20 protein-coding genes and 1 tRNA gene are annotated in these 23,689 nt (G+C 65.4%); 7 read left to right on the top strand and 14 right to left on the bottom strand.

Features of this window, described 5'->3' with window-relative positions:
* Positions 1-150: 150 nt before the first annotated feature.
* Positions 151-822 carry a class I SAM-dependent methyltransferase gene (locus tag ACN0WF_RS07700; RefSeq protein WP_417772226.1) on the top strand — a complete coding sequence of 224 codons (672 nt, stop codon included), beginning with the start codon at positions 151-153 and terminating at the stop codon, positions 820-822.
* 94 nt (positions 823-916) lie between these two features.
* Here the strand turns inward: ACN0WF_RS07700 and dapD are convergent, their stop codons facing one another.
* Positions 917-1,774, bottom strand: a complete 858-nt coding sequence (dapD, locus tag ACN0WF_RS07705; RefSeq protein WP_417772227.1) for a 2,3,4,5-tetrahydropyridine-2,6-dicarboxylate N-succinyltransferase — start codon at positions 1,772-1,774, stop codon at positions 917-919.
* A gap of 194 nt (positions 1,775-1,968) precedes the next feature.
* Between dapD and ACN0WF_RS07710 the strand changes: the two genes are divergently transcribed.
* On the top strand, positions 1,969-2,874 hold the full coding sequence (locus ACN0WF_RS07710; protein WP_417772228.1) for an EamA family transporter: 906 nt from the start codon (positions 1,969-1,971) through the stop codon (positions 2,872-2,874).
* Positions 2,875-2,886: 12 nt separating this feature from the next.
* Here ACN0WF_RS07710 and ACN0WF_RS07715 read toward each other — a convergent pair whose 3' ends face one another.
* The 10 genes from ACN0WF_RS07715 to rpmH form a co-directional block, all read right to left on the bottom strand.
* The gene (locus ACN0WF_RS07715; RefSeq protein ID WP_417772229.1) at positions 2,887-3,402 is read right to left on the bottom strand and encodes an alkylphosphonate utilization protein; all 516 of its coding nucleotides are present in this window, start codon (positions 3,400-3,402) and stop codon (positions 2,887-2,889) included.
* A gap of 113 nt (positions 3,403-3,515) precedes the next feature.
* On the bottom strand, positions 3,516-4,406 hold the full coding sequence (locus ACN0WF_RS07720; protein WP_417772230.1) for a DUF817 domain-containing protein: 891 nt from the start codon (positions 4,404-4,406) through the stop codon (positions 3,516-3,518).
* 10 nt (positions 4,407-4,416) lie between these two features.
* On the bottom strand, positions 4,417-5,214 hold the full coding sequence (locus ACN0WF_RS07725) for a pyrimidine 5'-nucleotidase (RefSeq protein WP_417772231.1): 798 nt from the start codon (positions 5,212-5,214) through the stop codon (positions 4,417-4,419).
* A complete protein-coding gene (argB, locus tag ACN0WF_RS07730; protein ID WP_417772232.1) occupies positions 5,211-6,098 on the bottom strand; it encodes an acetylglutamate kinase in 888 nt (295 codons plus the stop codon). Before argB ends, ACN0WF_RS07725 begins: the two co-directional genes overlap by 4 nt.
* A gap of 154 nt (positions 6,099-6,252) precedes the next feature.
* Positions 6,253-8,475 (bottom strand): putative bifunctional diguanylate cyclase/phosphodiesterase, encoded by a 2,223-nt coding sequence (locus ACN0WF_RS07735; protein ID WP_417772551.1) that lies wholly within the window; start codon positions 8,473-8,475, stop codon positions 6,253-6,255.
* Positions 8,476-8,677: 202 nt separating this feature from the next.
* Complete coding sequence (yihA, locus tag ACN0WF_RS07740) at positions 8,678-9,334, bottom strand: ribosome biogenesis GTP-binding protein YihA/YsxC (protein ID WP_417772233.1); 657 nt, start codon at positions 9,332-9,334, stop codon at positions 8,678-8,680.
* 69 nt (positions 9,335-9,403) lie between these two features.
* Positions 9,404-10,042 carry a CatB-related O-acetyltransferase gene (locus ACN0WF_RS07745; RefSeq protein WP_417772234.1) on the bottom strand — a complete coding sequence of 213 codons (639 nt, stop codon included), beginning with the start codon at positions 10,040-10,042 and terminating at the stop codon, positions 9,404-9,406.
* 392 nt (positions 10,043-10,434) lie between these two features.
* Positions 10,435-12,252, bottom strand: coding sequence for a membrane protein insertase YidC (gene yidC, locus ACN0WF_RS07750; protein WP_417772235.1), 1,818 nt, complete (start codon positions 12,250-12,252; stop codon positions 10,435-10,437).
* 9 nt (positions 12,253-12,261) lie between these two features.
* Positions 12,262-12,705, bottom strand: coding sequence for a ribonuclease P protein component (gene rnpA, locus ACN0WF_RS07755; RefSeq protein WP_417772236.1), 444 nt, complete (start codon positions 12,703-12,705; stop codon positions 12,262-12,264).
* A gap of 38 nt (positions 12,706-12,743) precedes the next feature.
* Positions 12,744-12,878, bottom strand: a complete 135-nt coding sequence (rpmH, locus tag ACN0WF_RS07760) for a 50S ribosomal protein L34 (protein ID WP_067220180.1) — start codon at positions 12,876-12,878, stop codon at positions 12,744-12,746.
* Positions 12,879-13,387: 509 nt separating this feature from the next.
* Here rpmH and ACN0WF_RS07765 point away from each other — a divergent pair.
* From ACN0WF_RS07765 to ACN0WF_RS07785, 5 genes are all read left to right on the top strand, one after another.
* Positions 13,388-14,245 carry a DUF547 domain-containing protein gene (locus ACN0WF_RS07765; RefSeq protein ID WP_417772237.1) on the top strand — a complete coding sequence of 286 codons (858 nt, stop codon included), beginning with the start codon at positions 13,388-13,390 and terminating at the stop codon, positions 14,243-14,245.
* The gene (locus ACN0WF_RS07770) at positions 14,235-15,035 is read left to right on the top strand and encodes a TVP38/TMEM64 family protein (RefSeq protein WP_417772238.1); all 801 of its coding nucleotides are present in this window, start codon (positions 14,235-14,237) and stop codon (positions 15,033-15,035) included. The genes ACN0WF_RS07765 and ACN0WF_RS07770 overlap by 11 nt, the downstream gene beginning before the upstream one ends.
* Positions 15,036-15,075: 40 nt before the next feature.
* Positions 15,076-16,506 (top strand): dihydrolipoyl dehydrogenase family protein, encoded by a 1,431-nt coding sequence (locus ACN0WF_RS07775; RefSeq protein WP_417772239.1) that lies wholly within the window; start codon positions 15,076-15,078, stop codon positions 16,504-16,506.
* 66 nt (positions 16,507-16,572) lie between these two features.
* A complete protein-coding gene (locus ACN0WF_RS07780) occupies positions 16,573-18,213 on the top strand; it encodes an ATP-binding protein (protein ID WP_417772240.1) in 1,641 nt (546 codons plus the stop codon).
* A gap of 182 nt (positions 18,214-18,395) precedes the next feature.
* A tRNA-Arg gene (locus tag ACN0WF_RS07785) sits at positions 18,396-18,472 on the top strand.
* A 189-nt stretch (positions 18,473-18,661) separates the two neighbouring features.
* On the opposite strand, the gene ACN0WF_RS07790 is transcribed toward ACN0WF_RS07785, so the two are convergent.
* From ACN0WF_RS07790 to ACN0WF_RS07800, 3 genes are all read right to left on the bottom strand, one after another.
* Positions 18,662-19,195: a GNAT family N-acetyltransferase gene (locus ACN0WF_RS07790; protein WP_417772241.1), complete on the bottom strand. Its 534-nt coding sequence runs from the start codon at positions 19,193-19,195 to the stop codon at positions 18,662-18,664.
* A 92-nt stretch (positions 19,196-19,287) separates the two neighbouring features.
* Positions 19,288-22,404, bottom strand: a complete 3,117-nt coding sequence (locus tag ACN0WF_RS07795; protein WP_417772242.1) for a multidrug efflux RND transporter permease subunit — start codon at positions 22,402-22,404, stop codon at positions 19,288-19,290.
* Positions 22,405-22,414: 10 nt separating this feature from the next.
* Complete coding sequence (locus tag ACN0WF_RS07800) at positions 22,415-23,596, bottom strand: efflux RND transporter periplasmic adaptor subunit (RefSeq protein WP_417772243.1); 1,182 nt, start codon at positions 23,594-23,596, stop codon at positions 22,415-22,417.
* Between the last annotated feature and the right edge of the window lie 93 nt (positions 23,597-23,689).

Genomic DNA, 23,689 nt, shown 5'->3' on the forward strand with positions numbered 1-23,689 from the left:
GCGTTGTTGCTGCCTGAGGCAGGTTTCGCGCGAAATTGGGAGGGCGTTAATCGGCGGTTATCGGTGTGATGCTAGAGCAGGGGCGAGTGCCCTGTGCCCGAAACCGCTTCCGGTCGAGGGCGGGGAGGGATTTCTGCAGGAGCCGCCGCCGTGTTCAGCCTTTCGCCCGTGTCGTCGAACAACGTCTTTCGCAAGCGCCGGGTCGCGCGGCTGAACGAGATGATCGCCGATCATGTTGCCGCCAAGGGGCATTGCCGTGTGCTCGACATGGGTGGCACGCGTGTTTTCTGGCAGGTCTGGCGCGATCAGATCGATTTCGCCAACATCTCCGTCACCTGCGTCAACCTCAGCTTCGACGAGGGATCCGGCCCCGACGACGGATTGCCGGTCCAGACGCTAGAGGGAAATGCCTGCGACATGCCGCAATACGCGGACAACTCCTTCGACGTGATCTTCTCCAACTCGGTGATCGAGCATGTTGGCCTTTGGCCAAACAAGTCGGCCTTCGCCCGCGAGGCGCGCCGTCTGGCGCCGAGCCATCTGATCCAGACGCCGAACTTCTGGTTTCCGATCGAGCCGCATGCCCGCTTTCTGATGCTGCACTGGCTGCCGCGACCCGTGGCCTATCGCATTCACATGATGATGCGCACCGGCTTCTACCCCAAGGCCGCGACGCTCGATGAGGCGATGACCTCGGCGGAGGATGCAAGCATGCTCGACCGTCGCCAGATGCGTCACCTTTTCCCCGATTCGACCGTGGAGACGGAGCGCTTCCTGGGGCTGCCGAAGTCGCTGGTCGCGATCCGCCACACGAAGCCGTGACGGGCTGAGGCATCCCTCGCAGGGGCACCCGTTAGCCGGACATAAAAAGGGGGCGCGATGCGCCCCCTTTGCGTTTCCGTGCTCGCGACCCGGCTCAGGCGCGCAGCAGCTCGTTGATCGAGGTCTTGGAACGGGTCTTTTCGTCGACGCGCTTGACGATTACGGCGCAATAGAGGTTCGGGCCCGGCTCGCCGTTCGGCAGCGGCTTGCCCGGCATGGTGCCGGCCACGACCACAGAATAGGGCGGCACTTCGCCGTAGAAGACCTCGCCGGTGGCTCGGTCGACGATCTTGGTCGACTGGCCGAGGTAGACGCCCATTCCCAGAACGGCGCCCTCGCGCACGACGCAGCCCTCCACCACTTCCGAGCGGGCGCCGATGAAGCAGTTGTCCTCGATGATGACCGGCCCGGCCTGCAGCGGCTCGAGTACGCCGCCGATGCCGACGCCACCCGACAGATGCACGTTCTTGCCGATCTGCGCGCAGGAGCCGACGGTCGCCCAGGTGTCGACCATCGTGCCCTCGTCGACGAAGGCACCGAGGTTGACGAAGGACGGCATCAGGACGACGCCCTTGCCGATATGGGCGGAGCGGCGCACGATGGTACCCGGGACTGCGCGAAAGCCCGCGCCCTCGAAGTCGACGCCGCGCCAGCCGTCGAACTTGGAGGGAACCTTGTCCCACCAGACCGCGTCGCCGGGGCCGCCCTTGATGATTTCCATCGGGTTGAGCCTGAAGGACAGCAGCACCGCCTTCTTCAGCCACATGTTCACAACCCACGCGCCGTCCCGCTTCTCGGCGACCCGTGCAAGGCCCTTGTCGAGCAGGTCGAGCGCGGCGTTGACCGCCTCGCGGACCTCGCCGGTCGTGTGCGTGCCGATTGCGGCCGCGTCCTCGTACGCGGCGTCGATCACTGCGGCAAGCTGCGCAAGGTCGGTGTGGGAGTGGTTCATCGCGGCGAAACTCCAGGATACGGGAAGGGATGGGTCTTCGAGACTTCGCGGCGGACCTAAGCCGCAGCTTGCGGTGAAGTCAAGACGGGCCGGGACAGCCTGAGGGCGAGCCCGCCGGTTTCGGGTGTTGGCGCGAAGCACCCTTGCACGGAAAGCGATTCCGCTCACCACGCCGATCCTGTATGGGAAATGGCATGGACATGTGGATTCCCATCACCATCTTCGCGGCATTCTGCCAGAATGCACGCTCCGCCCTGCAGCGTCATTTCGCCGGAAAGCTCGGAACAACCGGCGCGACCTTCGTGCGCTTCGGCTATGGCGTTCCTTTCGCGCTGATCTATCTGGCGGGGCTGCATGTCGTGGGCGGCATCCCGTTGCCGGAACCCAACGTCTCCTTCGCAATCTTCGGCATGGCGGGCGGCATCGCCCAGATCCTGGCGACCTTCCTGCTTGTCTACCTGTTCTCTCTGCGCAACTTCGTCGCCGGAACGGCCTACTCCAAGACCGAGCCGGTGCAGGCAGCGATCTTCGGTCTGGTTCTTCTGGGGGAGACGGTGACGCCGGTTGCCGGCCTTGCCATCGCCGTTGGCGTCGTCGGGGTGATCTTCGTTTCGCTGGCCGGCAAGCCGGTGAGCCTCGGCTCGCTGGTTACCGCCCTTGCTGGAAGACCGGCGCAGATCGGGCTGGCTTCTGCGGCCATGTTCGGCCTGTCGGCGGTCTGCTACCGCGCGGCCTCCCTGTCGCTCGGCGGGCCGGGCTTTCTCATGCAGGCGTCCTTCACGCTGGCTTTCGTCACCGTGTTCCAGACCGCTGCGATGGTTGTCTGGATGCTGCTGCGCGAGCGTGGCCAGCTCCGCGCCAGCATCGAGAACTGGCGCGGGGCCGTTTGGGTTGGCCTGATCGGCGTTGCCGGTTCCGCCGGCTGGTTCACGGCGATGACGCTGGAGCGCGTCGCCTATGTGCGCGCTCTCGGTCAGATCGAGCTGATCTTCACCTTCATCGTGTCCTGGAGGATCTTTCGCGAGAAGCTGCATCCGGCCGAGGCAATCGGCACCGCGCTGATCGCCACCGGCATCGTTCTGCTGCTTCTGGGAAGCTGAGGCGGCCCGCCCTCAGGCCTTCTTCACGAACTCGCAGAGGATGACGATCCGCTGACCCTCGACGCGTCCCTCGATGTGGGCGGCGTTGTCGGCCACCAGCGAGATCTTGCGGACAGCCGTGCCGCGCTTGGCGGTGAAGCCCGCGCCCTTCACCTGCAGATCCTTGATCAGCGTCACCGTGTCGCCGGAAGAGAGCACGGTGCCGTTGCAGTCGAGATGAACGAGCGCCGGGGCGTCATCAGACCCGGCTTCCGCCCAGCTCTGCGTGTCGGGCTCGAGATAGGCGATGTCGAGGACATCGCGCGCCCATGGCGCCTCGGGAAGAGCGTTGAGCAAGCGCCACGCAAGCACCTGCACCGCCGGTTCGGTGCTCCAGATTGCCTCGTTCAGGCACTGCCAGTGCGGGCCGTCCTGCGGTCCTTCCTCGAGCCCGGCGCGGCAGGTGGCGCAAACCGGCACGGTCTCGGTGCGCGGCGCGACTTCATAGTCCGTGGCGTTGTCGGAATTGCAAAGGGCGCAGTGCGGCATGGGAGATCCTGTCGGTGAAGGCCTGAAAGGGGATGCCGTGGCATACGCCAGGGTCCCGGTCCTGTCCATGTCGCGGATCGCGATAGCAGATACAGGGGAATACCTACGGGTAATTACTTATGGCGCGCTTCCCGCTTCGGCCGGTTGACGAGCGTCACGAGCACGAAGGAAATGACCATCAGCAACACCCACGCGTTCAGCTTGGCAAGGGAGACCAGCCTCCAGCCTTCCGCCTGGTGCGGATAGCTCCAGGCGCGGGCGAAGGTGCCGATGTTCTCGGCGAGCCAGATGAAGGTTGCGACGAGGAAAAAGCCGAGCACGAGGGGCATCTTGTGCCGGTAGCGATACACCGAATAGTGCACCCAGGTGCGTCCGTAGAGCAGGAAGAGGGCCGCGAACAGTCCGAGCCTTATGTCGAGCGTATAGTGATGGGTGAAGAAGTTCACGTAGATCGCCAGCGCCAGCAGCCAACTGGTCCAAAGCGGCGGGTAGTGGCTGTATCCGAAGTCGAGGATGCGCGAGACGCGCGCCAGATAGCTGCCGACCGCCGCATACATGAAGCCGGAAAAGAGCGGCACGCCGCCGATGCGAAAAAAACTCTCTTCCGGGTAGATCCATGAGCCGGCGGAGGTCTTGAACACTTCCATCGCCGTGCCGACAACGTGAAAGATGAGGATCACCTTGGCCTCGTCGAGCGTCTCGAAGCGGGCCAGCAGCAGCCACGCCTGGATGGCGAGGGCGGCGAGGAAGAGGAAATCGTACCGCGCCAGATCCGCGTCCGCCGGGTAGAGGAAGCGGGTTCCGAGAATGAGCGCGAGCAGCAGGGCGCCGTAGATGCAGGCATAGGCCTGCTTCACGCCGAAGGCGAGAAACTCGACCGACGCGCGCGCCAGAACGCCCTTGCCCAGCATCCGGTAGATGCGTGGCAAGACCCGGTGCAGCAGGCGCTCGGTGCGCGAGGCCGCGTTCGTCGGCCGCCCGAGCCTTGTCGCAAGTCCTTGCAAAGCCGACACCTCAGTCACGACGGATCGGCGAGGGAATGTCGAGTGCCCCCAGAACCGCGTTCAGGAATCCGGCAAGGTTGTCGGTGACAAAGTCGACATGCGGTGCGTTCTGGCCTTCCAGCTCCCACTCGTCCCGGAAGACAGCGCGGGTGCCGTCGGGCACCAGAAGGGTGGTGCGCATGCCCAGCCGATGGGGCACGGAAAGGTTTCGGGAAAGATCCTCGAACATCGCGGCACGCGCCGGCGACACGCCGGTCCGCTCGATGAAGAGCTTATAGGCGTCAAGGTTCGGCTTCGGCATCAACCCGGCGGCGACAATGTCGAAGATGTCGTCGAAATGTTCCGAAATGCCAAGCCGCTCGGCAGTGCGTTCCGCGTGCGGGCGGTCGCCGTTGGTGAAAATGAACTTGCGCCCCGGCAGGCGTGCGATGGCCGCGCCGAGCGCGGGATTCGGATCGACCGGCGTGTAGTCGATGTCATGCACGTATTCGAGAAAGCCGTCCGGCTTGATCCCGTGCTCCATCATCAGCCCGCGCAAGGTCGTGCCGTAGTCGCGGTAGAACGCCTTCTGCTTGATGCGGGCATCCTCCTGCGAAAGGCCGAGTTCGCGTGCGACATAGTCGGAAATCCGCACGTCGATCTGCGAGAACAGGTCTGTGCTGGACGGATAGAGCGTGTTGTCCAGGTCGAACACCCAGGCTTCGACGCCCTTGAAGGCGCGCAGGTCCGGCTGATGCGCGTGGGTACCCTCGTGTTCGCCGATCGCACCTGGCACGGCGCCGTCGGGGCTCTTCTCTCCCTCGCTCATGGGCGGATAAGCGTTCCCGCGCCCTGGTCGGTGAACAACTCGAGCAGCACCGCGTGGGGCACCTTGCCATTGAGAATGACGACGCCCTCGACGCCGCGTTCGATCGCGTCGATGCAGGTCTCCACCTTCGGGATCATGCCGCCGGAGATCGTGCCGTCGGCGATCAGCGCGCGCGCTTGCGTGACGGTCAGGTCCTTGATCAGCTTGCCGTCGGCATCGAGAACACCCGGAACATCGGTCAGGAAAAGGAGGCGCTTGGCATCGAGCGATCCGGCGATGGCACCGGCGAAGGTGTCGGCGTTGATATTGTAGGTCTCGCCATCCTCGCCGGAGGCCACCGGCGCCACGACCGGGATGAGCTCTTCCTTCATGACGAGGCGCAGAACCGTCGGGTTCACCGATTTCGGCTCGCCAACGTAGCCGAGATCGAGAACCTTCTCGATTTCCGAACCCGGATCGCGAACCGTGCGCTGGAGCTTTTCGGCCGTGACGAGGTTGCCGTCCTTGCCGCACAGACCGATGGCCTTGCCGCCCTCGGAGTTGATGAGATGCACCACTTCCTTGTTGATGGAGCCGGCGAGCACCATCTCGACGACCTCCACGGTCTGCTTGTCGGTGACGCGCAGGCCGTCGCGGAACTCGCTGCGGATGCCGAGCCGGTCGAGCATGGAGCCGATCTGCGGGCCGCCGCCATGGACCACCACCGGCAGCACGCCGGCAAGCCGCAGCAGGGTGATGTCGCGGGCAAAGGCGTGACCCAGCTCCGAATCGCCCATCGCGTGCCCGCCGTATTTCACGACGACCACCTGGTCATCGTAGCGCAGCATGTAGGGCAGCGCCTTGGAGATCACCTGGGCCGGATTGAGAGTGGTGGTATCTGTCATGTCGGCAAGGACCTTCGCGTGGAGGCTGCGGATGGGCGGTGCAGGGGGGCGCCGTCGCGACGATTGCATCGTGTAAAGCGCCACCGTCGGGCTCTATAGCCGCTTTCGGCATGAGGCTCAATTGCGGCGCGGACGGGGCAAGGGGGGGATCGGGTCAGGCGGCGCCGGCGTGGCGCAGCGCGTCGCAATCCAGCCTGTCGCAGAGGCGTCGTCGCGACGCCTCGATGAGCTCGGGCATCTGGTCGGCATGAACCGGCCGCGAAAAATGGAAGCCCTGCAGGTCGTCGCAGCCGACCTCTGCCAGGAAGCGCTTCTGCTCGTCGGTCTCGATGCCTTCGGCCGTCACCCTGAGCCCCAGTTCGCTGGCAAGCTTCACCAAGGCGCGGGTGACCGTATCGTAGTCGACCATGTCGCCAAGCCCGCGCACGAACTCGCGGTCGATCTTGATTCGGTCGATGGAAAACTGCAGCAGGTGCGTGAGCGATCCGAAGCCGGTACCGAAATCGTCGAGGACGATCGCAAGACCAAGCTGCTTCAGCTCCCTCAGCAGGCCGATCAGGTCCTTGGTCGGTGCGAGGAGGATGTCCTCGGTGATCTCCAGCTCCAGGTTGCGCCCGTCGAAGCCTGTTCGTTCGAGGATGGTGCGCACCCGGTTCACCAGGCGTGGATCGCGCAACTGGCCGGAGAACAGGTTGACGGAGAGCCGGAAGGGATCGCCGCAGGCGGCCTGCCAGGCGCCGGCGGCGCGGCAGGCCTCTTCCAGCACCCAGTATCCGACGTCCGCCGCATGCCGGCTGCTGTCGAGCGTCGAGAGGAACGCGCCGGGGGGAAGCTGGCCTCTCACCGGATGATCCCACCGCAGGAGTGCCTCGGCTCCGACGATGGTTTCGTCGCTGATGCGAACGACCGGCTGGAACACGAGCTTGAACTGATGGTGGTCGACAGCCTCGCCGATCTCACGCGTCAGCGTGTTGCGATGGTCTGCTTCGCGGCGAAGCTCCATTTCGAACACAGTGAAGCGCCGCCGGCCCTTGCTCTTCGATTCGTACAGGGCGAGATCGGCGTTGCCCATGATCTGGCTGAAGGTCGCCCCGTGGTCGGGTAGCATTGCGATGCCGATGCTGCACCCGCACTCGACCACCCCGTGGCCGGTGTCGAACGGATTGGCGATGGCCTGCGAAATCGCCGCAGCATATTCCGCAACCGCGCCGTCGCGCGCCAGTCGCGGCTCAAGGATGGCGAACTCGTCGCCGCCAAGCCGGGTGATGGTCGCATCCGGCCCGACACAGGAGCCAAGCCGTTCGGCAACCGCGATCAACAGCGCGTCTCCCGTCGAGTGCCCATGGGTGTCGTTGACCAGCTTGAAATGGTCGATATCGATCAGGAATATGGTCGCCATGGCACCGCTTTCCTGCCATTTGGCGAAAGCGGCGTTGACGAAATCCTCGAAGGTGGCCCGGTTCGCCAGTCCGGTGAGCGGGTCGTGCCGCGCCAGATGCTCGATCTGGCGGCGGGCCAGCTCCTCCGCCGTCACGTCCCGTGCCGAGCCGCGGTAGCCGATGAAGACACCACTTGTTCCAAAGACCGGGCGGCCGCTGATTGCATAGACCCGCTCGACACCATGGTCGAACCACCGGAAGCGCAGGTCGCGGAACGGACGTTGCGCGTCAAGGTCGGCCTTGTGCGCGGCCCAGAACGCGGCACTTTCACCATTGCCGGTCATGGCATCCCAGCGGGTCTTGCCGAGGATCAGCTCCGGCTTGATGCCTGCGTCGATTGCGCTGCGCGACAGGAAGGTGAAACGGTGGCGGGTGTCCTGTTCCCAGATCCAGTCCGAGGCGATCTCGAGGTAGCTGCCGAGGCGCGCATCGCGCTGATGTCCTTCCAGCACGCGCACGCAAAGGCTCGTGAGGGAGCTGAGCGTGTCCATTTCCTCGATGGTCAGCCCATCCGGTCGGGGACGCGGATCGCAGACGCACAATGTGCCGATTGCCCCGCCATCGGCGACACGAACGGGAAATCCGGCGTAGAACCGCGTGCCGCCTTCGGCGCGGACGTAGTCCAGATCCTTGAACCGTTTGTCTTGGCTCAGGTCCGCGACGATGAGGGGGGAGGAAAGCCGGTAGGCTGTGCCGCACACGGCCATGGCCGTTTCCGTGCGCTTCAGAACGCTGCCATGGGCGGCGATGACATGCAGGGTGTCGCCCTGGATCAGGGTGATCAGTGCGCGCTCGCAGTTGGTCGTGCGCGCGGCGAGCCGGACGATCTGGTCCAGCGCCTCGTCGGAGTGCAGTTCGATGACGGAGAGGGCGGCCAGGTCGGCGTGCGGCGGCCGGGACGAACCTTCCGCGCCAGCGGATATCCGCGCGCTCGCCATTGGCAAAGGTACACGATCTCGCCCGCTCTCGCGCATTGCAATCCCACCCGGTTTAAACTCAATAATTAACGCAACGACATTTACGATAAGTTAATCTTGCACAGAGTCGCGAACGACGTCGACCGATGGAATCTTCTCAGTCGCGCCGTTCTGGACGCCATAGTCCATTCAAGAACATGAAAATTGATAAATTCTCTAGATCTCACCAAAGGGAAAGATTGTATATCTCCGCCCGGACCTCGGCGATGCCGATCGATTTTTCGGAAGACGTTTTGAGAATGGCCGGATAGGCCGCCGGACGCCTGCTGATCCGCGTCATCGTATCCTCGACCACCCGCTGCAAGGCGCCGGGTTTGATCTTGTCGCTTTTGGTCAGGACGATCTGATAGTTGACGGCCGCGCGGTCGAGAACATCCATCGCCTTGATGTCGGCATCCATGATCCCGTGGCGGCTGTCGATGAGCGCGAACACCCGCCGCAGCCGTGTGCGCCCCTGGAGATAGGAAAAGACAAGCTCGGTCCAGGCGTCGACCATGGCCTTGGGAGCCTGGGCATAGCCATAGCCGGGCATGTCGACCAGGGTAACGGGGCTTTCGGGCGCGTCGAAGAAGTTCAGCATCTGCGTCCGTCCCGGCGTATTGGACGTCCGCGCCAGCCCGTTGACGCCGGTCAGCGCGTTGATCAGGCTCGACTTGCCAACGTTCGACCGCCCGGCGAAGGCGATCTCGAGCTTGTTCTCGACCGGCAATTGCTCGAGCTGCGCGACGCTGGTCTGGAAGGTCCAGGGGCGTCGGAACAGCAGGCGGCCCTGTTCGAGGGTTTCCTCGGTCGGGGCGAAGGGATCTTCAGCGTCGCTCATCGTGCTCTTGCGTTCGGGTCATGGACGCCCGGGCGCGCGGATGGGCGCGCCCGAACAGGCCGGGGGAGATCAGGTCGCCGTCTTGAGCGCGTCCGGATCCTTGCCACGGATGGCGTTGAGGTTGCGTGCGATCCGCTCCGCCGGCCAGGTCCACCAGGCCGTTTCGAGCAGGGTCGCGATCATCGCATCGTCGAAGCGGTATCGCACAACGCGGGCCGGGTTTCCAGCCACCACCGCATAGGGCGGGACATCGGAGGCGACCACGCTCTTCGCGCCGATGATCGCGCCGTCGCCGATGGTGACGCCGGGCAGCACCGTCGCATCGCGGCCGATCCACACGTCGTTGCCGACCACCGTGTCGCCGCGCATGCCTGCCTCGAGCCCGGCTATGTCGAAGTCCGTCTCCCATCCGTTGGCGAAGATGTTGAACGGATAGGTGGAAACGCCGGTCAGGTCGTGGTTTGCCCCGTTCATGATGAAGCACACGCCGGTCGCCAGCGCGCAGAACCGGCCGATCTTCAGCCGGTCGCCGATGAAGTCGAAGTGATAGAGGACATTCCTCTCCTCGAACTCGGCGGCGTGTTCGGGGTCGTGATAATAGGTGTAATCGCCGACCTCGATGGTCGGACGCGTGATCACCGTCTTGAGGAAGACGGTATGGGGTGCGCCACCCATCGGGTGGCGGGTAGCGGGGTCGGGTCCATGCATCTGGCGGATCCTTGCTGGATTTTCCGCGCCGGAGAGCCGGGTGCCGCCGGGGCGCGAAAGCACCCTCGCGAGCGCGTTGGCGTCTCCGCGCGTTCGGTGTCGTCCTGGTCTTGAGATGAGGTTTGCCTTGCGCTGCCGGTCGCGGCGGGCAAGTCGGGATGGCTGGGCCTGGTGCGGGGCACCGCGATCACGTTGCGACCGGTGCAGGGTCGCCCGCTCTTGCCATCCTCAGGCTGGAGTGTTCATCCGCAGGGTCCTCCGGCTGGATGCCGACTGCGTGGAAGGATGGGGATGCGACGGCGTGCGCGCAACCCCGAACGGCGGCTTCGCCCATGAAAAAAGCCCCGCACCGTCAGGTGCGAGGCTTTTGTGTCACGGTCGGAAGAGGGGGCTCATTCGGCCTTGTCGTCCGCCTGCTTTCGTCGGTTGAACATGCCGCTGAGATTGTCCCACAGCTCGACCTTCACGCCCTGTCGGCGCATGATCACATACTGCTGGGCGATCGACAGCGAGTTGTTCCAGGCCCAGTAGATCACCAGTCCGGCCGGGAACGAGGCCAGCATGAAGGTGAAGAGGACCGGCATCCAGGTGAAGATCATCTGCTGCGTCGGATCCGGCGGAGCCGGGTTCATCTTCATCTGCACGAACATGGTCACACCCATGATCAGCGGCCAGATACCGAGCATCAGCATATGCGGCGGATCCCAGGGGATCAGGCCGAACAGGTTGAAGATCGACGTCGGATCAGGCGCCGAAAGGTCCTGGATCCAGCCGAAGAACGGCGCGTGCCGCATCTCGATGGTGACGAACAGGACCTTGTAGAGCGAGAAGAAGACCGGGATCTGGATCACCACCGGCAGACAGCCCGCCAGCGGATTGATCTTCTCCTTCTTGTACAGCTCCATCAGCGCCTGCTGCTGCTTCTGCCGGTCGTCCTTATAGCGTTCGCGGAGTTCCGTCATCTGCGGCTGCACGAGCTTCATCTTGCTCATGGAGACGTAGGATTTGTTGGCCAGCGGGAAGAACAGCAGCTTCACCATCATCGTGACCAGCAGGATCGCGACACCGAAGTTGCCCACCATGTGGAACAGCCAGTCGATGACGAAGAACATCGGCTTGGTGAAGAAGTAGAACCAGCCCCAGTCGATCAGCAGGTCAAACTGCTTGATGCCGAGATCCTCGCTATAGGCGTTGAGCTGCTTGGTTTCCTTGGCGCCGGCGAACAGATGCGACGTCGTCTTGTTCGAGCCGCCGGCGGGAACGGAGATCGGATCGCCCAGATAGCTGGCCCGGTAGCTGTCGGTGGCCGTGGAATAGGCGAACTCGGGCTGGAACTTGGCGTCGCCAGCCGGGATCAGCGTCGAGGCCCAGTACTTGTCGGTGATGCCGAGCCAGCCGCCGGTCACGGCATCGGGACGCTGCGGGCCTTCCTTCTTCAGGTCGGAATAATCGACTTCCTTCAGGCCGGCGTCGCCGAGTACGCCGATCAGGCCTTCGTGCAGGATGTAGAAGCCCGCCGTCTTCGGCGTGCCGAACCGGTCGATCAGGCCGTAGGGGTAGAGCTGGATCGCCGCGCCGGTGCTGTTGATCACCTTCTGATCGATCGTGAACATGTAGTTCTCGTCGATCGCGATCTGGCGCTCGAACACGAGGCCCTGGCCGTTGTCCCAGCTCAGCGTCACCGGCGTTTCCGGGGTCAGCGTCGCGCCCTCGGGCGCCTGCCACTGAGTTGTCGCGTCGGGGACGGCGGCGGTGGCGCCATCGGCGGTCGCGAAGCCGAACTCGGCGAAATAGGCGTCCGGCGCCTTGCGCGGGGAGAACAGGATGATGGTCGGGCTCGTCGGGTCCACCGTCTCGCGGTAGTCCTTCAGGCGAAGATCGTCGATCCGCCCGCCGACAAGATTGATGGACCCCTTGACGCTGGGCGTCTCTATGGCGATGCGCGGATCCTGTGCGAGGGCGGCGTCGCGGGTGAGCGAGCCTGCGGCTGCGGACGATGCCGCGCCTCCGGGAACGCTCGCTGCGCCCGTGGCCGTGGTCACGCCGGGAGCGGGGGCCGTTGCGCCATCCTGGGTCGCCTGCGTCGCCGCCTGCTGCTCGGCGCTCAGGCGCTGCCGCTCGATCTCCGGCTGGGCGATGAAATACTGCCATCCCAGCAGAACGACCAGGGACAGGACAATTGCCAGGATCGTATTACGGTTGTCGGCCATAGTCGGCGTTCATCCTCGGTGTTTGGGGCTTTTCGGCTGGGCCGCGCCTTTGCGGGAGGCAGGTTTGCCACGGTGCGGACGCGGCGAAGTGTCCGCTGAAAGCGGCGCGCGGGCAAGCCCGTGCATGACGTCGCGTACAAGGTCGCCATAGTCCTGCGACAACGCGCCGCGACGTCCGACAAGGACGTAGGACACGTCCTGTCGCGCGGCATTGGCGACCTCGCGCACCGCGGCCCTGAGCCTGCGGCGGATCCGGTTCCGCTCCACGGCGTTGCCGGTCTTCTTTGTGACCGTGTAGCCGATGCGAGAGGGGCCGGGCGTTGGAGCGGCCTGCAACACGAAGGCGCGCCGAGGCATCCGACCACCTTTGGCGATGGCCAGAAACTCGGCGCGCTTCTTCAGCGTCGGCAGTGTGGAGGACGGCGAGACTGCGGTCGGCTGTGTCTGGGACACGAGAACGATTCCTCCGCGGTCTTGCCCGTCGGCTCCTGTTACGCGCTCAGCCGCTTGCGGCCCTTGGCGCGGCGGCGAGCCAGGACCTGACGGCCGTTCTTGGTAGCCATGCGGCTGCGGAAGCCGTGACGGCGCTTGCGGACGAGGCGGCTCGGCTGATATGTGCGCTTCATTGTCTCTTTTCCACGCGCAAGGGGCGCGCGGCCCTGGTTTCCGAATTGTCTGGTGGTCGAGTCCCGCACATTTCCGGTCCGGTTCTCTAAAATGAACGCGGAGCCGCAAAGACGCGGTAGTCGTGGGCGCCGAGATAGTCAGCCGACCCGATTGCCGGGCTTATACGGGCCGGTCACGTTGAAGTCAACGACAAGCGGCGGCGGACTGCGCGATTTCGGACCTTGGGGGGCGACTGGCCCCGGCTGCACCCCACGGGTGCGTCCGTCCGCGCCGGGCAGTGCTTCCGGATGGCTGAAATGCTCGTTTCTTCGAGATGTTGCGCGCCTCGCCCGCGCTCTCACGCGAAGGTGACGGCGCAGTCAAGCGCCTTCACTTCCCGGTGAAAGCGGCCGAAAGAGCACGCCACGTGCCCCACATTGACGGTACGAAGGACATCGGTTGCCAGGGTGGGACGTGCGAATCCGGTGCTCGGGCGGCCAATGGGGGTGCGAATCTCGAGGAGAACTGCATGGGGTCGCAAGGACGGAACGGCGCGGATGGCGCTGCGGCTTCGCCGAGCAGGCAGGGGGCGCATGTGGTCCCGCGTCTGCAGACGCGGCGCACGGTTCTTGGAGCGCTTGCCTGCGGCACACTGCTCCTTGGCGGGGCTGCCGGCCGCGCCATGGCTGCCCCGTCGCATGATCCGTTCTCCGAGTTGCTCCAGCGCTATGTCGTGCGCGGCGCGGATGGCCTCAACCGCGTGCGCTATGCCGCGTTCCGCGCCGAGGGGGGCGCCGAACTGGAGCGCTACATCGCAACGCTGGCTGTGACCCGGGCCTCGGCGCTGTCGCGTGCGGAGGCTTTCGCCTTCTGGGTCAACCTCTACAACGCCGTCACGCTTCAGGTGGTGCTCGCGCACTACCCGGTTGCTTCGATCCGCGAGATCGACCTCGGCGGCGGCTTTTTCTCGCGCGGCCCCTGGCGGCGGGCGCTGGTCAAGGTGGAGGGCCGCGACCTGTCCCTCGACGACATCGAGCATGGCATCCTGCGCAAGCGCTTCTCCGAGCCACGCGTGCACTATGCGGTGAACTGCGCCTCGCTCGGCTGCCCCGACCTTGCCCGGCGGGCCTATTCGGGCCCCCTCCTGGAGGAGATGCTGGAGACGGGGGCGCGGGCTTTCGTCAATCACCCGCGCGGCGTGCGGGTAGAGCGCGACGGCATCCATGCCTCGCGCATATACGACTGGTTCTCGGACGATTTCGGCAGCGAGTCGCATCTTCGCGCCCATTGGAGACGCTATGCGGGAAAGGCGCTGGCCGCCGGCCTGGCTGCCGGTCCGCCGATTGCCGGCTATCACTACGACTGGGAGCTGAACGATGCGGCATGAGGACGACACCGCCGCCGCGGAGCAAGAGGCCGGCCCGCGCCGGTTCGCCCGCCTGCGCCGATGGCTGCCACTTTGCATCATTGCGGCTGCGATGCTCGCCGGCTATCTCGCCGGCTGGCACGAGTATCTTTCGCTGTCGAGCCTGATCCGCCAACGCGCCTTTCTTGCAGATTTCGTCGCGAACAATCTGGCGCTCGCGGCTCTGGCCTTCGTCGGGCTGTACGTCGCGGCTGTCGCGCTCTCCTTTCCCGGCGCCTCGCTTCTCACCGTGATGGGCGGTTTTCTCTTCGGCTGGGTGATGGGGGGCTCCCTGACGGCATTGGCGGCCACCGCCGGCGCTGCCGTCATCTTCCTGGCGGCGCGCACCTCGATCGGATCGGCGCTGCGTGAGCGCGCTGGCCCGCTGGTCAACCGCATGGCGCGGGGCTTTCGCGAGGATGCCTTCAACTACCTCTTGTTCCTGCGGCTTGCGCCGGTCTTTCCCTTCTGGCTCGTCAACATCGCGCCGGCCCTCTTCGACATGCGGCTGCGGCCCTATGTGGTGGCGACCTTCGTCGGCATCCTGCCTGGAACCTATGCCTATGCCTTCATCGGCTCGGGGCTCGACAGCGTCGTCGCGGCGCAAGAAGCCGCTGATCCGGGCTGCGCGGCGGCTGGAACCTGCACTGTCGAGGTCTCCGCGCTGGTGACCCGCGAACTGGTCCTGTCCTTCGTCGCGCTTGCCGTTGCCGCGCTCATTCCCGTCCTCGTCAGGAAGCTGCGCAACCGCCGGCCGGGCCCGTCCCTCTGACCGCAAGGCCCTCGCGCAGGCAGGGCAAATGGGAGGTTTCATGTCTCTGACGCTGACACCGGATATCTGCGTCATCGGCGCCGGCTCGGGCGGCCTGTCGGTGGCGGCGGCCGCCGCCGCCTTCGGCGTCGATGTCGTTCTTGTCGAGAAGGGACGCATGGGCGGCGACTGCCTCAACCAGGGCTGCGTTCCCTCAAAGGCGCTGATCGCGGCTGCCCGGTCCGCACGCCATGCCGCCGATGCCCGCGTCTTCGGCGTCCACGCGGAGCCGGTGACGGTCGACTTCCAGGCGGTGCACGACCACGTCCACAAGGTGATCGCCGCCATCGCGCCGCATGATTCGGTCGAGCGCTTCGAGGGGCTTGGCGTCACCGTCATCAAGGCGGAGGCGCGTTTTGTCGATGCACGGACGTTGCAGGCCGGGTCCACGACCATACGGGCCCGCCGCTTCGTCGTCGCCACCGGTTCCACGCCTGCGGTGCCGCCGATTCCGGGGCTCGACACAGTGCCCTATCTCACCAACGAGACGGTGTTCGAGCGCACCGTCTGCCCGCTGCGCCTTCTGGTGATCGGCGGCGGTCCCATCGGCCTGGAAATGGCTCAGGCCCATGCCCGGCTGGGGGCCCGCGTCACCGTCGTGGAAGCGGGCAGGGCGCTTGCGAAAGAAGATCCCGCGCTTGCCTCGATCGTGCTCGAGCGGCTTCGCGGCGAAGGCATCGAGATCCTGGAGGAGGCGAAGGTGGTTGGCGTGACCGGCGCTGCCGGAGACATTCGCCTGAAGCTGGAAACGTCGGACGGGCGGCGCGAGATCTCCGGCACCGAGCTTCTCGTCGCCGTTGGGCGAAAGCCGACGGTTGCCGGGCTCTCCCTGGAGGCGGCAGGCATCCGCTTCTCGGCGCGCGGCATCGAGGTCGGCAAGAGCCTGCGGACGTCCAATCGGCGCGTCTATGCCATCGGCGACGTGGCTGGCGGGCTGCAGTTCACCCACGTTGCCGGCTATCACGCCGGCCTCGTCATCCGCGCCATCCTCTTCCGGCTGCCAGCCCGGGAGAACCGCGACATCATTCCGCGCGTTACCTTCACCGAGCCCGAGATCGGCCATGTCGGGCTGACGCCGGATGAGGCGCGCCAGCGTTTCGGTGCGGCATCGATCCGGGTTCTCGAAGCGCCTTTTTCCGGAAACGATCGCGCGCAGGCCGAACGGCGCACCGAAGGCCTTTTACGCCTGGTCGCGGGTCGGCGCGGGCGCATTCTCGGTGCCGACGTCGTCGGCCCTGGCGCGGGCGAGATCACCAACCTTTTGTCGATCGTCGTCGCGCGTCGCCTGAGCGCGCGGGATCTGGCCGGCGTCGTCCTGCCCTATCCCTCGCTTTCGGAAGCTGTTCGCCGCGCCGCAATATCCTACTATGCTGAAAGCCCGAAGGACCCCTGGGTCCGGCGGCTGTTGCGGTTTCTCGCGCTTTTCGGATAGCGCTGCCGCGCGGGCCGGCTAGGGAACGCGAGACGAGACAGCGAGGACGGCGTGACGACGCCTCGAATGACAGAAACCGGCGCGCCCGACCGGGACGCGATGTCACCTGCCCAGGCAAGCCTGGAAGACGGCAGGCCCCCCGACCCGCGCTCGGGCGATCCCTTCCCCTTGGAGGACGAGGCGGAGGCGGCACTCGCGCGCGTCAATGCCGAGGCGGACCGCACGCCGCGCTGGAGCGGCCTGTCCGGCAAGCTGCTTGTTCTCACAGTCCTTTTCGTGATGCTGAGCGAAGTGCTGATCTTCGTTCCCTCCATGGCGAACTTCCGCAACACCTGGCTTCTCGACAAGCTCACCATCGCCGGTGTCGCGGCGAGCATCCTCGTCGAGACCGACATGGTTTCGCCCGGCGTCCAGGTTGAGCTGTTGCGCACGACCGGCGCGGTCGCCATCGCCCTGGACGACGGCGAGCGTCGCCGGCTCATCGCCATGTCATCCCGGCCCGAGGATCCCGCCGGCATCACCATGCGGGTCGATATGGGCGCCTCCGATCCGATGACCTCCATCGTCGAGAGCTTTCGAACCTTGCTCTTCGGCAGCGAGGGGCTGATGCGCATTGTCGGGCCGACGCAGATGGGGCTCGGCGGGCGGGTCGACATCGTCATGCCGCAGTATCTCCTGCATGACGCCATGCTGGCCTTCTCGGTGCGCATCCTGGCGCTGTCGCTGGTCATCTCGGCGATCACGGCGACGCTGGTCTACCTGTCGCTGCGCTGGCTGTTCGTGCGGCCGATTCGGCAGCTGACGCGGGCGATGGCGCGCTTCCAGGCCGCACCGGAGGATCCCTCCGCCATCATCGTGCCCTCCGGCCGCAACGACGAGGTGGGAGACGCCGAGCGCCGGCTCGAGGACATGCAAAGGACGATGGTCGAAACGCTCGAGCAGCGCCGCCGTCTCGCCAACCTCGGCCTGGCCGTTTCCAAGATCAACCACGACCTGCGCAACCTGCTGGCCTCGGCCCAGCTCTTCTCCGAGCGCCTCGAACTGGTCGCGGACCCGACCGTGCAGCGGCTGGCGCCCAAGATCGTCGCCCGTCTCGACCAGGCGGTCGGCTACACCCGCTCGGTCCTGGCCTACGGCAGCGCCCGCGAGGCGCCGGTGCAGCGCCGGCTCGTACATCTTGACGTGATCGTCCGTGATGTCGGGGAGGTGCTGGGCCTGAGCGCCGAGGGTGAGATTGCCTTCGACAGCCGCGTCGCGGAAGGCGCGGAGATCGACGCCGATCCGGAGCAGCTTTTCCGCGTCCTCATGAACCTTTGCCGCAATTCGGTGCAGGCGATGCAGGCTGGACGCGGCGAGATGGCGGTACATGGAGATGCGGCCGTGCGGCGGCTGACGGTTGAGGCGGAATGCCGACGCGATGGGGCGACGATCTTCATTCGCGACACCGGGCCGGGTATCCCGCCGGCGCTGCGTGGGCGGCTGTTCAAGCCGTTCCAGTCGGTCGCCAAGTCGGGAGGGACCGGACTGGGCCTTGCCATCGCCGCTGAACTCGTAGCCGCCCACGGCGGCACGATCCGTCACCTGGAAGAGGGCGGGCCGGGCGCGACCTTCGAGATCACGATCCCGGCGCGACCGCGCGCAACGACGGGCCCGGACAGCATGGATCCTGACCTCGCCGGTGGTCGCAGCACCGCCGATCTCTTCTGAAAATCAGTGGCATAGACAGGTTTTCAACAGACTTGCGACACTTCTTGCGAAGTTTGAAAAAAACTCGACGGCCTTGCTTGCAATCCTCGGGGGACCGCTGTAGAGGTATCGCCCTGTCAGGCGGCTTTGTCGCCCGGCGGTGAACCGGCCGGTTCGCTTGACGGATACGGCCGAAGATGGAAGCGCCCGTAGCTCAGCTGGATAGAGCACCAGACTACGAATCTGGGGGTCAGAGGTTCGAATCCTTTCGGGCGCGCCATTCTTCTCAATAGTTTGACATCCTCCCGATTTCTGAAATCGGCGAGGTTTGCAGGGAGCCTGCAAACTTTGCTGTGTGCGGGCGCTTGCGATCGGGCACTGCCCTTGACGCGGGAAGTCGCGTCCGCGGCATGTATTTCGCCAGGAACGTGCCTGCCACGCGCAGCGAGCGGCCGGTGATGGTTGCGAATCAGACGCGCTTTTCGAAGCGGAACATCCCGTCGTCGCCCGGCAGGTCCGGCTCGTGGGCATGGTTCGGGTCCGGGTGTCGCGCGGTGTAGTACTCGACGATGCTGAAGCCGCAGACGTTGACGTAGAAGTGGATGTTGCGCTTCTCGAAATACGGCGTGTGGGTCGTCCAGACCTTCGTGTCGGGATAGCGCTGTTCGATCGCCTCCCATGCCTTGCGGCCAATGCCCCGGCCGATCTCGTCTGCTCGGACGAAGAACAACTCGAGCGCATTGTGCTGCGTCCCGGCGTCGATGGAAACGACGGCCCCGCCGACCCATCGTCCATCCTCGAGGATGCGGTGCACCACGGCGTTTGGCGCCTCGAAGGAGGCTGTCACGTCCGCGTCGGAGGGGATCGCTCCGTCTCCAACCGATCCGTACTTCTCGACGACGGCGATCGCGAAGGCGGCCTGGAGATCCTTTCGGAAGCGGGGCAGATCGGTCTCCTGTGCGATGTCGAGAGCAACGCGGCTCTTGTTCTGCGAGGGTGTCATCGGGCGTTTCCAGGTCGAGGGAAAGTGGGACGGCAAGGCCGGTCGGATTGGCCTTGGATGTTCGGGCACGCGCGGCGGAACGGTGGCTAGGATCATGCGCGCGCCGGGTTCGCTCCGCCTTCGGCCCGCGCCCTGCGGTCTGCAAGCCGCATGACGAGGACAAAGAACACCGGCACGAAGACGACGGCCAAAACGGTGGCCGAGATCATGCCGCCGAAGAGGCCGGTGCCGAGCGCGTTCTGGGTTTCGGAGCTCGGCCCCTTGGCCAGGACCAGAGGCACGATACCGAGCGTGAAGGCGAGCGAGGTCATGACAATGGGCCGAAGCCGCAGGCGGGCCGCCTCGATGGCTGCGTCGCGAAGCGAGCTTCCCTCGTCGCGCAGCTTGCGGGCGAACTCCACGATCAGCACCGCGTTCTTGGCCGAAAGGCCGATCAGAGTGATCAAGCCGACCTTGAAGAATACGTCGTTCTCGAAGCCCTGCAGATGTACCGCGGTGACCGCACCCAGGACCCCGAGCGGCACGACGAGCATGACCGAGAGCGGAATCGCCCAACTCTCGTAGAGGGCGGCCAGGACCAGGAAAACGACGACGAAGGATAGCGCAACCAGAAGCGGCGCCTGTGCGCCTGACTGGCGCTCCTGGAAGGACTGGCCCGTCCACTCGACGGCGAAGCCGGCGGGAAGCTGGGAGGAAATCCGTTCAATCTCGTTCATCGCATCACCGCTCGACACGCCCGGTGCGGCGTCTCCCGAGATGCTGAGCGAGGGGTATCCGTTATAGCGATTGAGCTGAAGTGGGCTGACGGACCATTCCGGCGTCACCATCTCGTACAGGGGAACCATACCGCCCTTGTCGTTGCGCACATGGAGCTTCAGGACGTCCTCGACCTGCATGCGGTCTTTCGCCTGCGCTTGCAAGATGACCTGCTGAAGTTTGCCCGCGCGCGGAAAGTCGTTGACGTAGGTCGAGCTCATGGTCGAGGCGAGCAGGTCGCTGATTGCGGAAAAGGAGACACCCAGGGCACCGGCCTTTTGCCGGTCGACGCGAAGGTTCACGCCAGGCCCGTTGGGCAGGCCGTCTACACGAACGTTCCGCAGAAGGTTGCTCTGCCCCGCAAGCTCGATGAGCTTTCGCGACGCATCCCGCAGCGCAGCCGCATCGCGCCCTGCGCGGTCGATGAGGCGCAGCGCGACGCCTGACGTCGTCCCCAATTCCTCGATGGCCGGCGGCTTCATGATGAGGATCTCGCCTTCCGTTGCCTTCTGCATCGCCCGTTCAGCCGCCGCGATTTCGGCGTCTGTGCTGCCGCCCCGTACATCCCAGTCGCGCAGCGTGGTGAAGGCCATAGCCGCGTTCGGGCCTGAGCCGGAAAAGCCGAAGCCCATGATCGACAGGTTGTTGGCGATGTCAGGGCGTGTCGCGGCGTGATGGTCGAAGAGCTCGACGAGTGCCTTTGTCCGCTCGGCGGTGGCGTCTGCCGGTAACGTGAAGGAGGTCATGAACGTGCCCTGGTCTTCATCCGGCACGAAAGCAGTCGGCAGCGCGCCGTAGCCCAGCACCAGCGCGCCGACGAGGGCGCCATAGACCAGCATGACGCGGCCGACCCGTTTCACCAGCCAGCCGACCCACGCGGTGTACCGCTCCGTCAGCCTGTCGAAGCCCCGGTTGAACCAGGCAAAGAAGCCCTTCCTCTCGTGATGGGGGGCGACCGGCTTCAGGATCGTGGCGCAGAGCGCGGGCGTCAGGCTGAGTGCCAGGAAGGCCGAGAACAGGATCGAGACCGCGAGCGAGACCGTGAACTGGCGGTAGATTGCGCCGACGGAGCCTCCGGCAAGACCCATGGGCAGGAACACCGCCGTCAGCACCAGGGTGATGCCGATGACCGCACCCGTGATCTCCCGCATGGCTCGACGCGTGGCCTCGCGCGGCGACAGGCCCTCTTTCGCCATGAGCCGTTCGACGTTTTCAACGACGACGATCGCATCGTCGACGATGATGCCGATTGCCAGCACCATGCCGAACATCGTCAGCACGTTGATCGAGTAGCCGATGGCCCACATCACGGCGAAGGTGCCGAGGAGCGCGATCGGTGCAACGATCGCCGGGATCAGCGTGTAGCGGACGTTCTGGAGGAACAGGAGCATGATCAGGAACACCAGAACCATGGCCTCGGCGAGTGTCTGCACGACCTTCGAGATCGACAGCTTTACGAAGGGTGCCGTGTCGTAGGAGACAGCGTAGGCGACGCCCTCGGGCATGGCCGGGGCGAGTTCGGCGAGCCGTGCACGCACGCCTTCCGAGGTGCTGATGGCATTGGCGCCGGGCGCGAGCTGAATGGCTGCGGCGGTGGCCGGCTTGCCGCCGTCGAAGATCGAGAAGCCCATGGTCTGAGCGCCGATCTCGACCGTGGCCACCTCGCCAAGCGTCAACTTCGAGCCGTCAGGGTTGGAGCGCAGGACGATGGCGGAGAATTCCTCGGGCGTTTTCAACTGTCCGTCGAGGCTGAGCGGAACGCTGATCATCTGGCCGGGAACGGCAGGTGCTTCGCCGAGCCGCCCGGGTGCCACCTGGACATTCTGGGACTGGATCGCCTGCGTGATCTCGGCCATCGAGACCGAATAGGAGACGAGCCGGGCAGGATCGATCCACACGCGCATGGCGGCCTCCGAGCCGAAGGACTGGACGCGGCCGACGCCAGGCACCTGCTTGAGCTCCAGCGCCAGGTTGCGCACGAGATAGTCGTCCAGCGCCAGCGGGTCGGCCTTTCCCCACTCGGAGCGCAAGGACACGATCATCAGGAACCCTGACGTGACAGCTTCCACCGAGAGGCCCGCGCGGCGGACGGGCTCGGGCAGGCGCTGCTCGATGGCTTTCAGGCGGTTCTGGACGTCGATCTGGGCGAGTTCCGGGTCGGTGCCGGGCTTGAAGGTGACCGTGATGCTGGCATTGCCGGACGAGTCGGAAGAAGACTCGAAGTAGAGGACGTTCTTCACCGCCGTCAGCTCGCGCTCGATTGGCGTCGTGACGCTGTCGTTGATTGTCCGCGGACTGGCGCCCGTATAGGTGGCGACGATGCTGATGCTCGGCGGCGCGATCACGGGAAAGCGGGAGACCGGAAGCTGCGGGATCGAGGCGATGCCGGCCAGCACGATGAAAATCGCGATGACCCAGGCAAAGACCGGGCGCTCGATGAAGAATTGAGGCATGGGGGGCTCCTCAGATTTCGGCCTTGGATGAGGCAGGCTGGTAGGGGACGACCTCCAGTGGAGCGCTTCCCTCGGTGCGATCCTGCCCCCGCACGACCACGGTCTCACCGGCCTTCAGGCCGGACAGGATCACATACTGCCGGTCGACCAGCGCCCCCAGCTCGACGTCGCGGCTGCTGGCGGTATTGTCGTTCCCGAGGATCGTGAGTTGCGCGCGTCCCGACGGACCACGGCGCACGGCCTCCTGCGGCACCGTCAACGCATTCGCATAGATGGCGCTGGGCACCCTGGCGCGCAGATACATGCCAGGCAGCAAATGGCGGGAGGGGTTGGGCACCTCGATGCGCATGGCGATGCTGCCCGTGCCGGGATCCACCGTACTGTCGGAAAAGAGGACCTTGCCCTGGAAGTCGTAGGGCTTTCCCGTGATCGTCAGAATGTCGACCGGAAGGCCGCCGGCATTCTCGCTCCGGCCGCTTTCGAGCATCTCCTCCAGCAGTTCCCGACGTATCGAGGGCTGGCGGACGTCGAGATAGACACGGTCGATTTGTCGGACGACGGCGAGAGCGGTCGAGGCTCCGACGGAAGCGAGGCCTCCCTCGGTGGTGAGAGCCTGGTCAACGCGCCCTGCGATCGGACTGCGGACGGTCGCGTAGGCCAGTTCGAGTTTGCGGCGTGTCAGGTTGGCCCTGGCCTCGGCGACACTTGCACGTGCCCGCGCCAGCTCAGCCGTCGCATCGCCGAGCGCCGCAGCGCTCGCGGTTCGGGTGGCCGCGAGCGCCGTGATCCGTTCGTGCTTGGAGGCGGCGTTAAGGAGGTCCGCCTCCGCTCGTGCCAACACTGCGGAGGTCGCTTCGACATCGGCGGCGAACGGCGCGGGATCGATCTGGAACAGGGGCTGCTCCGCCGCCACCTCCGACCCTTCCGTGAAAATCACCTTCTGTACAATGCCGGTGACCTGAGGGCGTATCTCGGCCGTCCGCAGAGCCGACACGCGGCCCGGCAACTCGTCATAAACGACCACCCGGTGCGGCTGCACCTTCTGGACAGAGACACGGACGGGGGCGGCTTTTGCTTCCGTTTGCCCCTTGTCGCCGTCAGACTTCGGGCTTTCTGCGCCGGTGCACGAGCCAAGAGCCATCGCGGCGGCGGCGAGGAGAGCAAGCGGCAGGGGGTGGCGAAAGCGCATCATGGCGGCGATCCATCGAAACGGTCTGTCGCTCCATGCGACCTCGCCGTTATCGATCCGCCGTGTTGATGCTGTGTGGAGGAAATGTTGCGACTT

Source organism: Stappia sp., assembly GCF_048268045.1.
Lineage (GTDB): Bacteria > Pseudomonadota > Alphaproteobacteria > Rhizobiales > Stappiaceae > Stappia.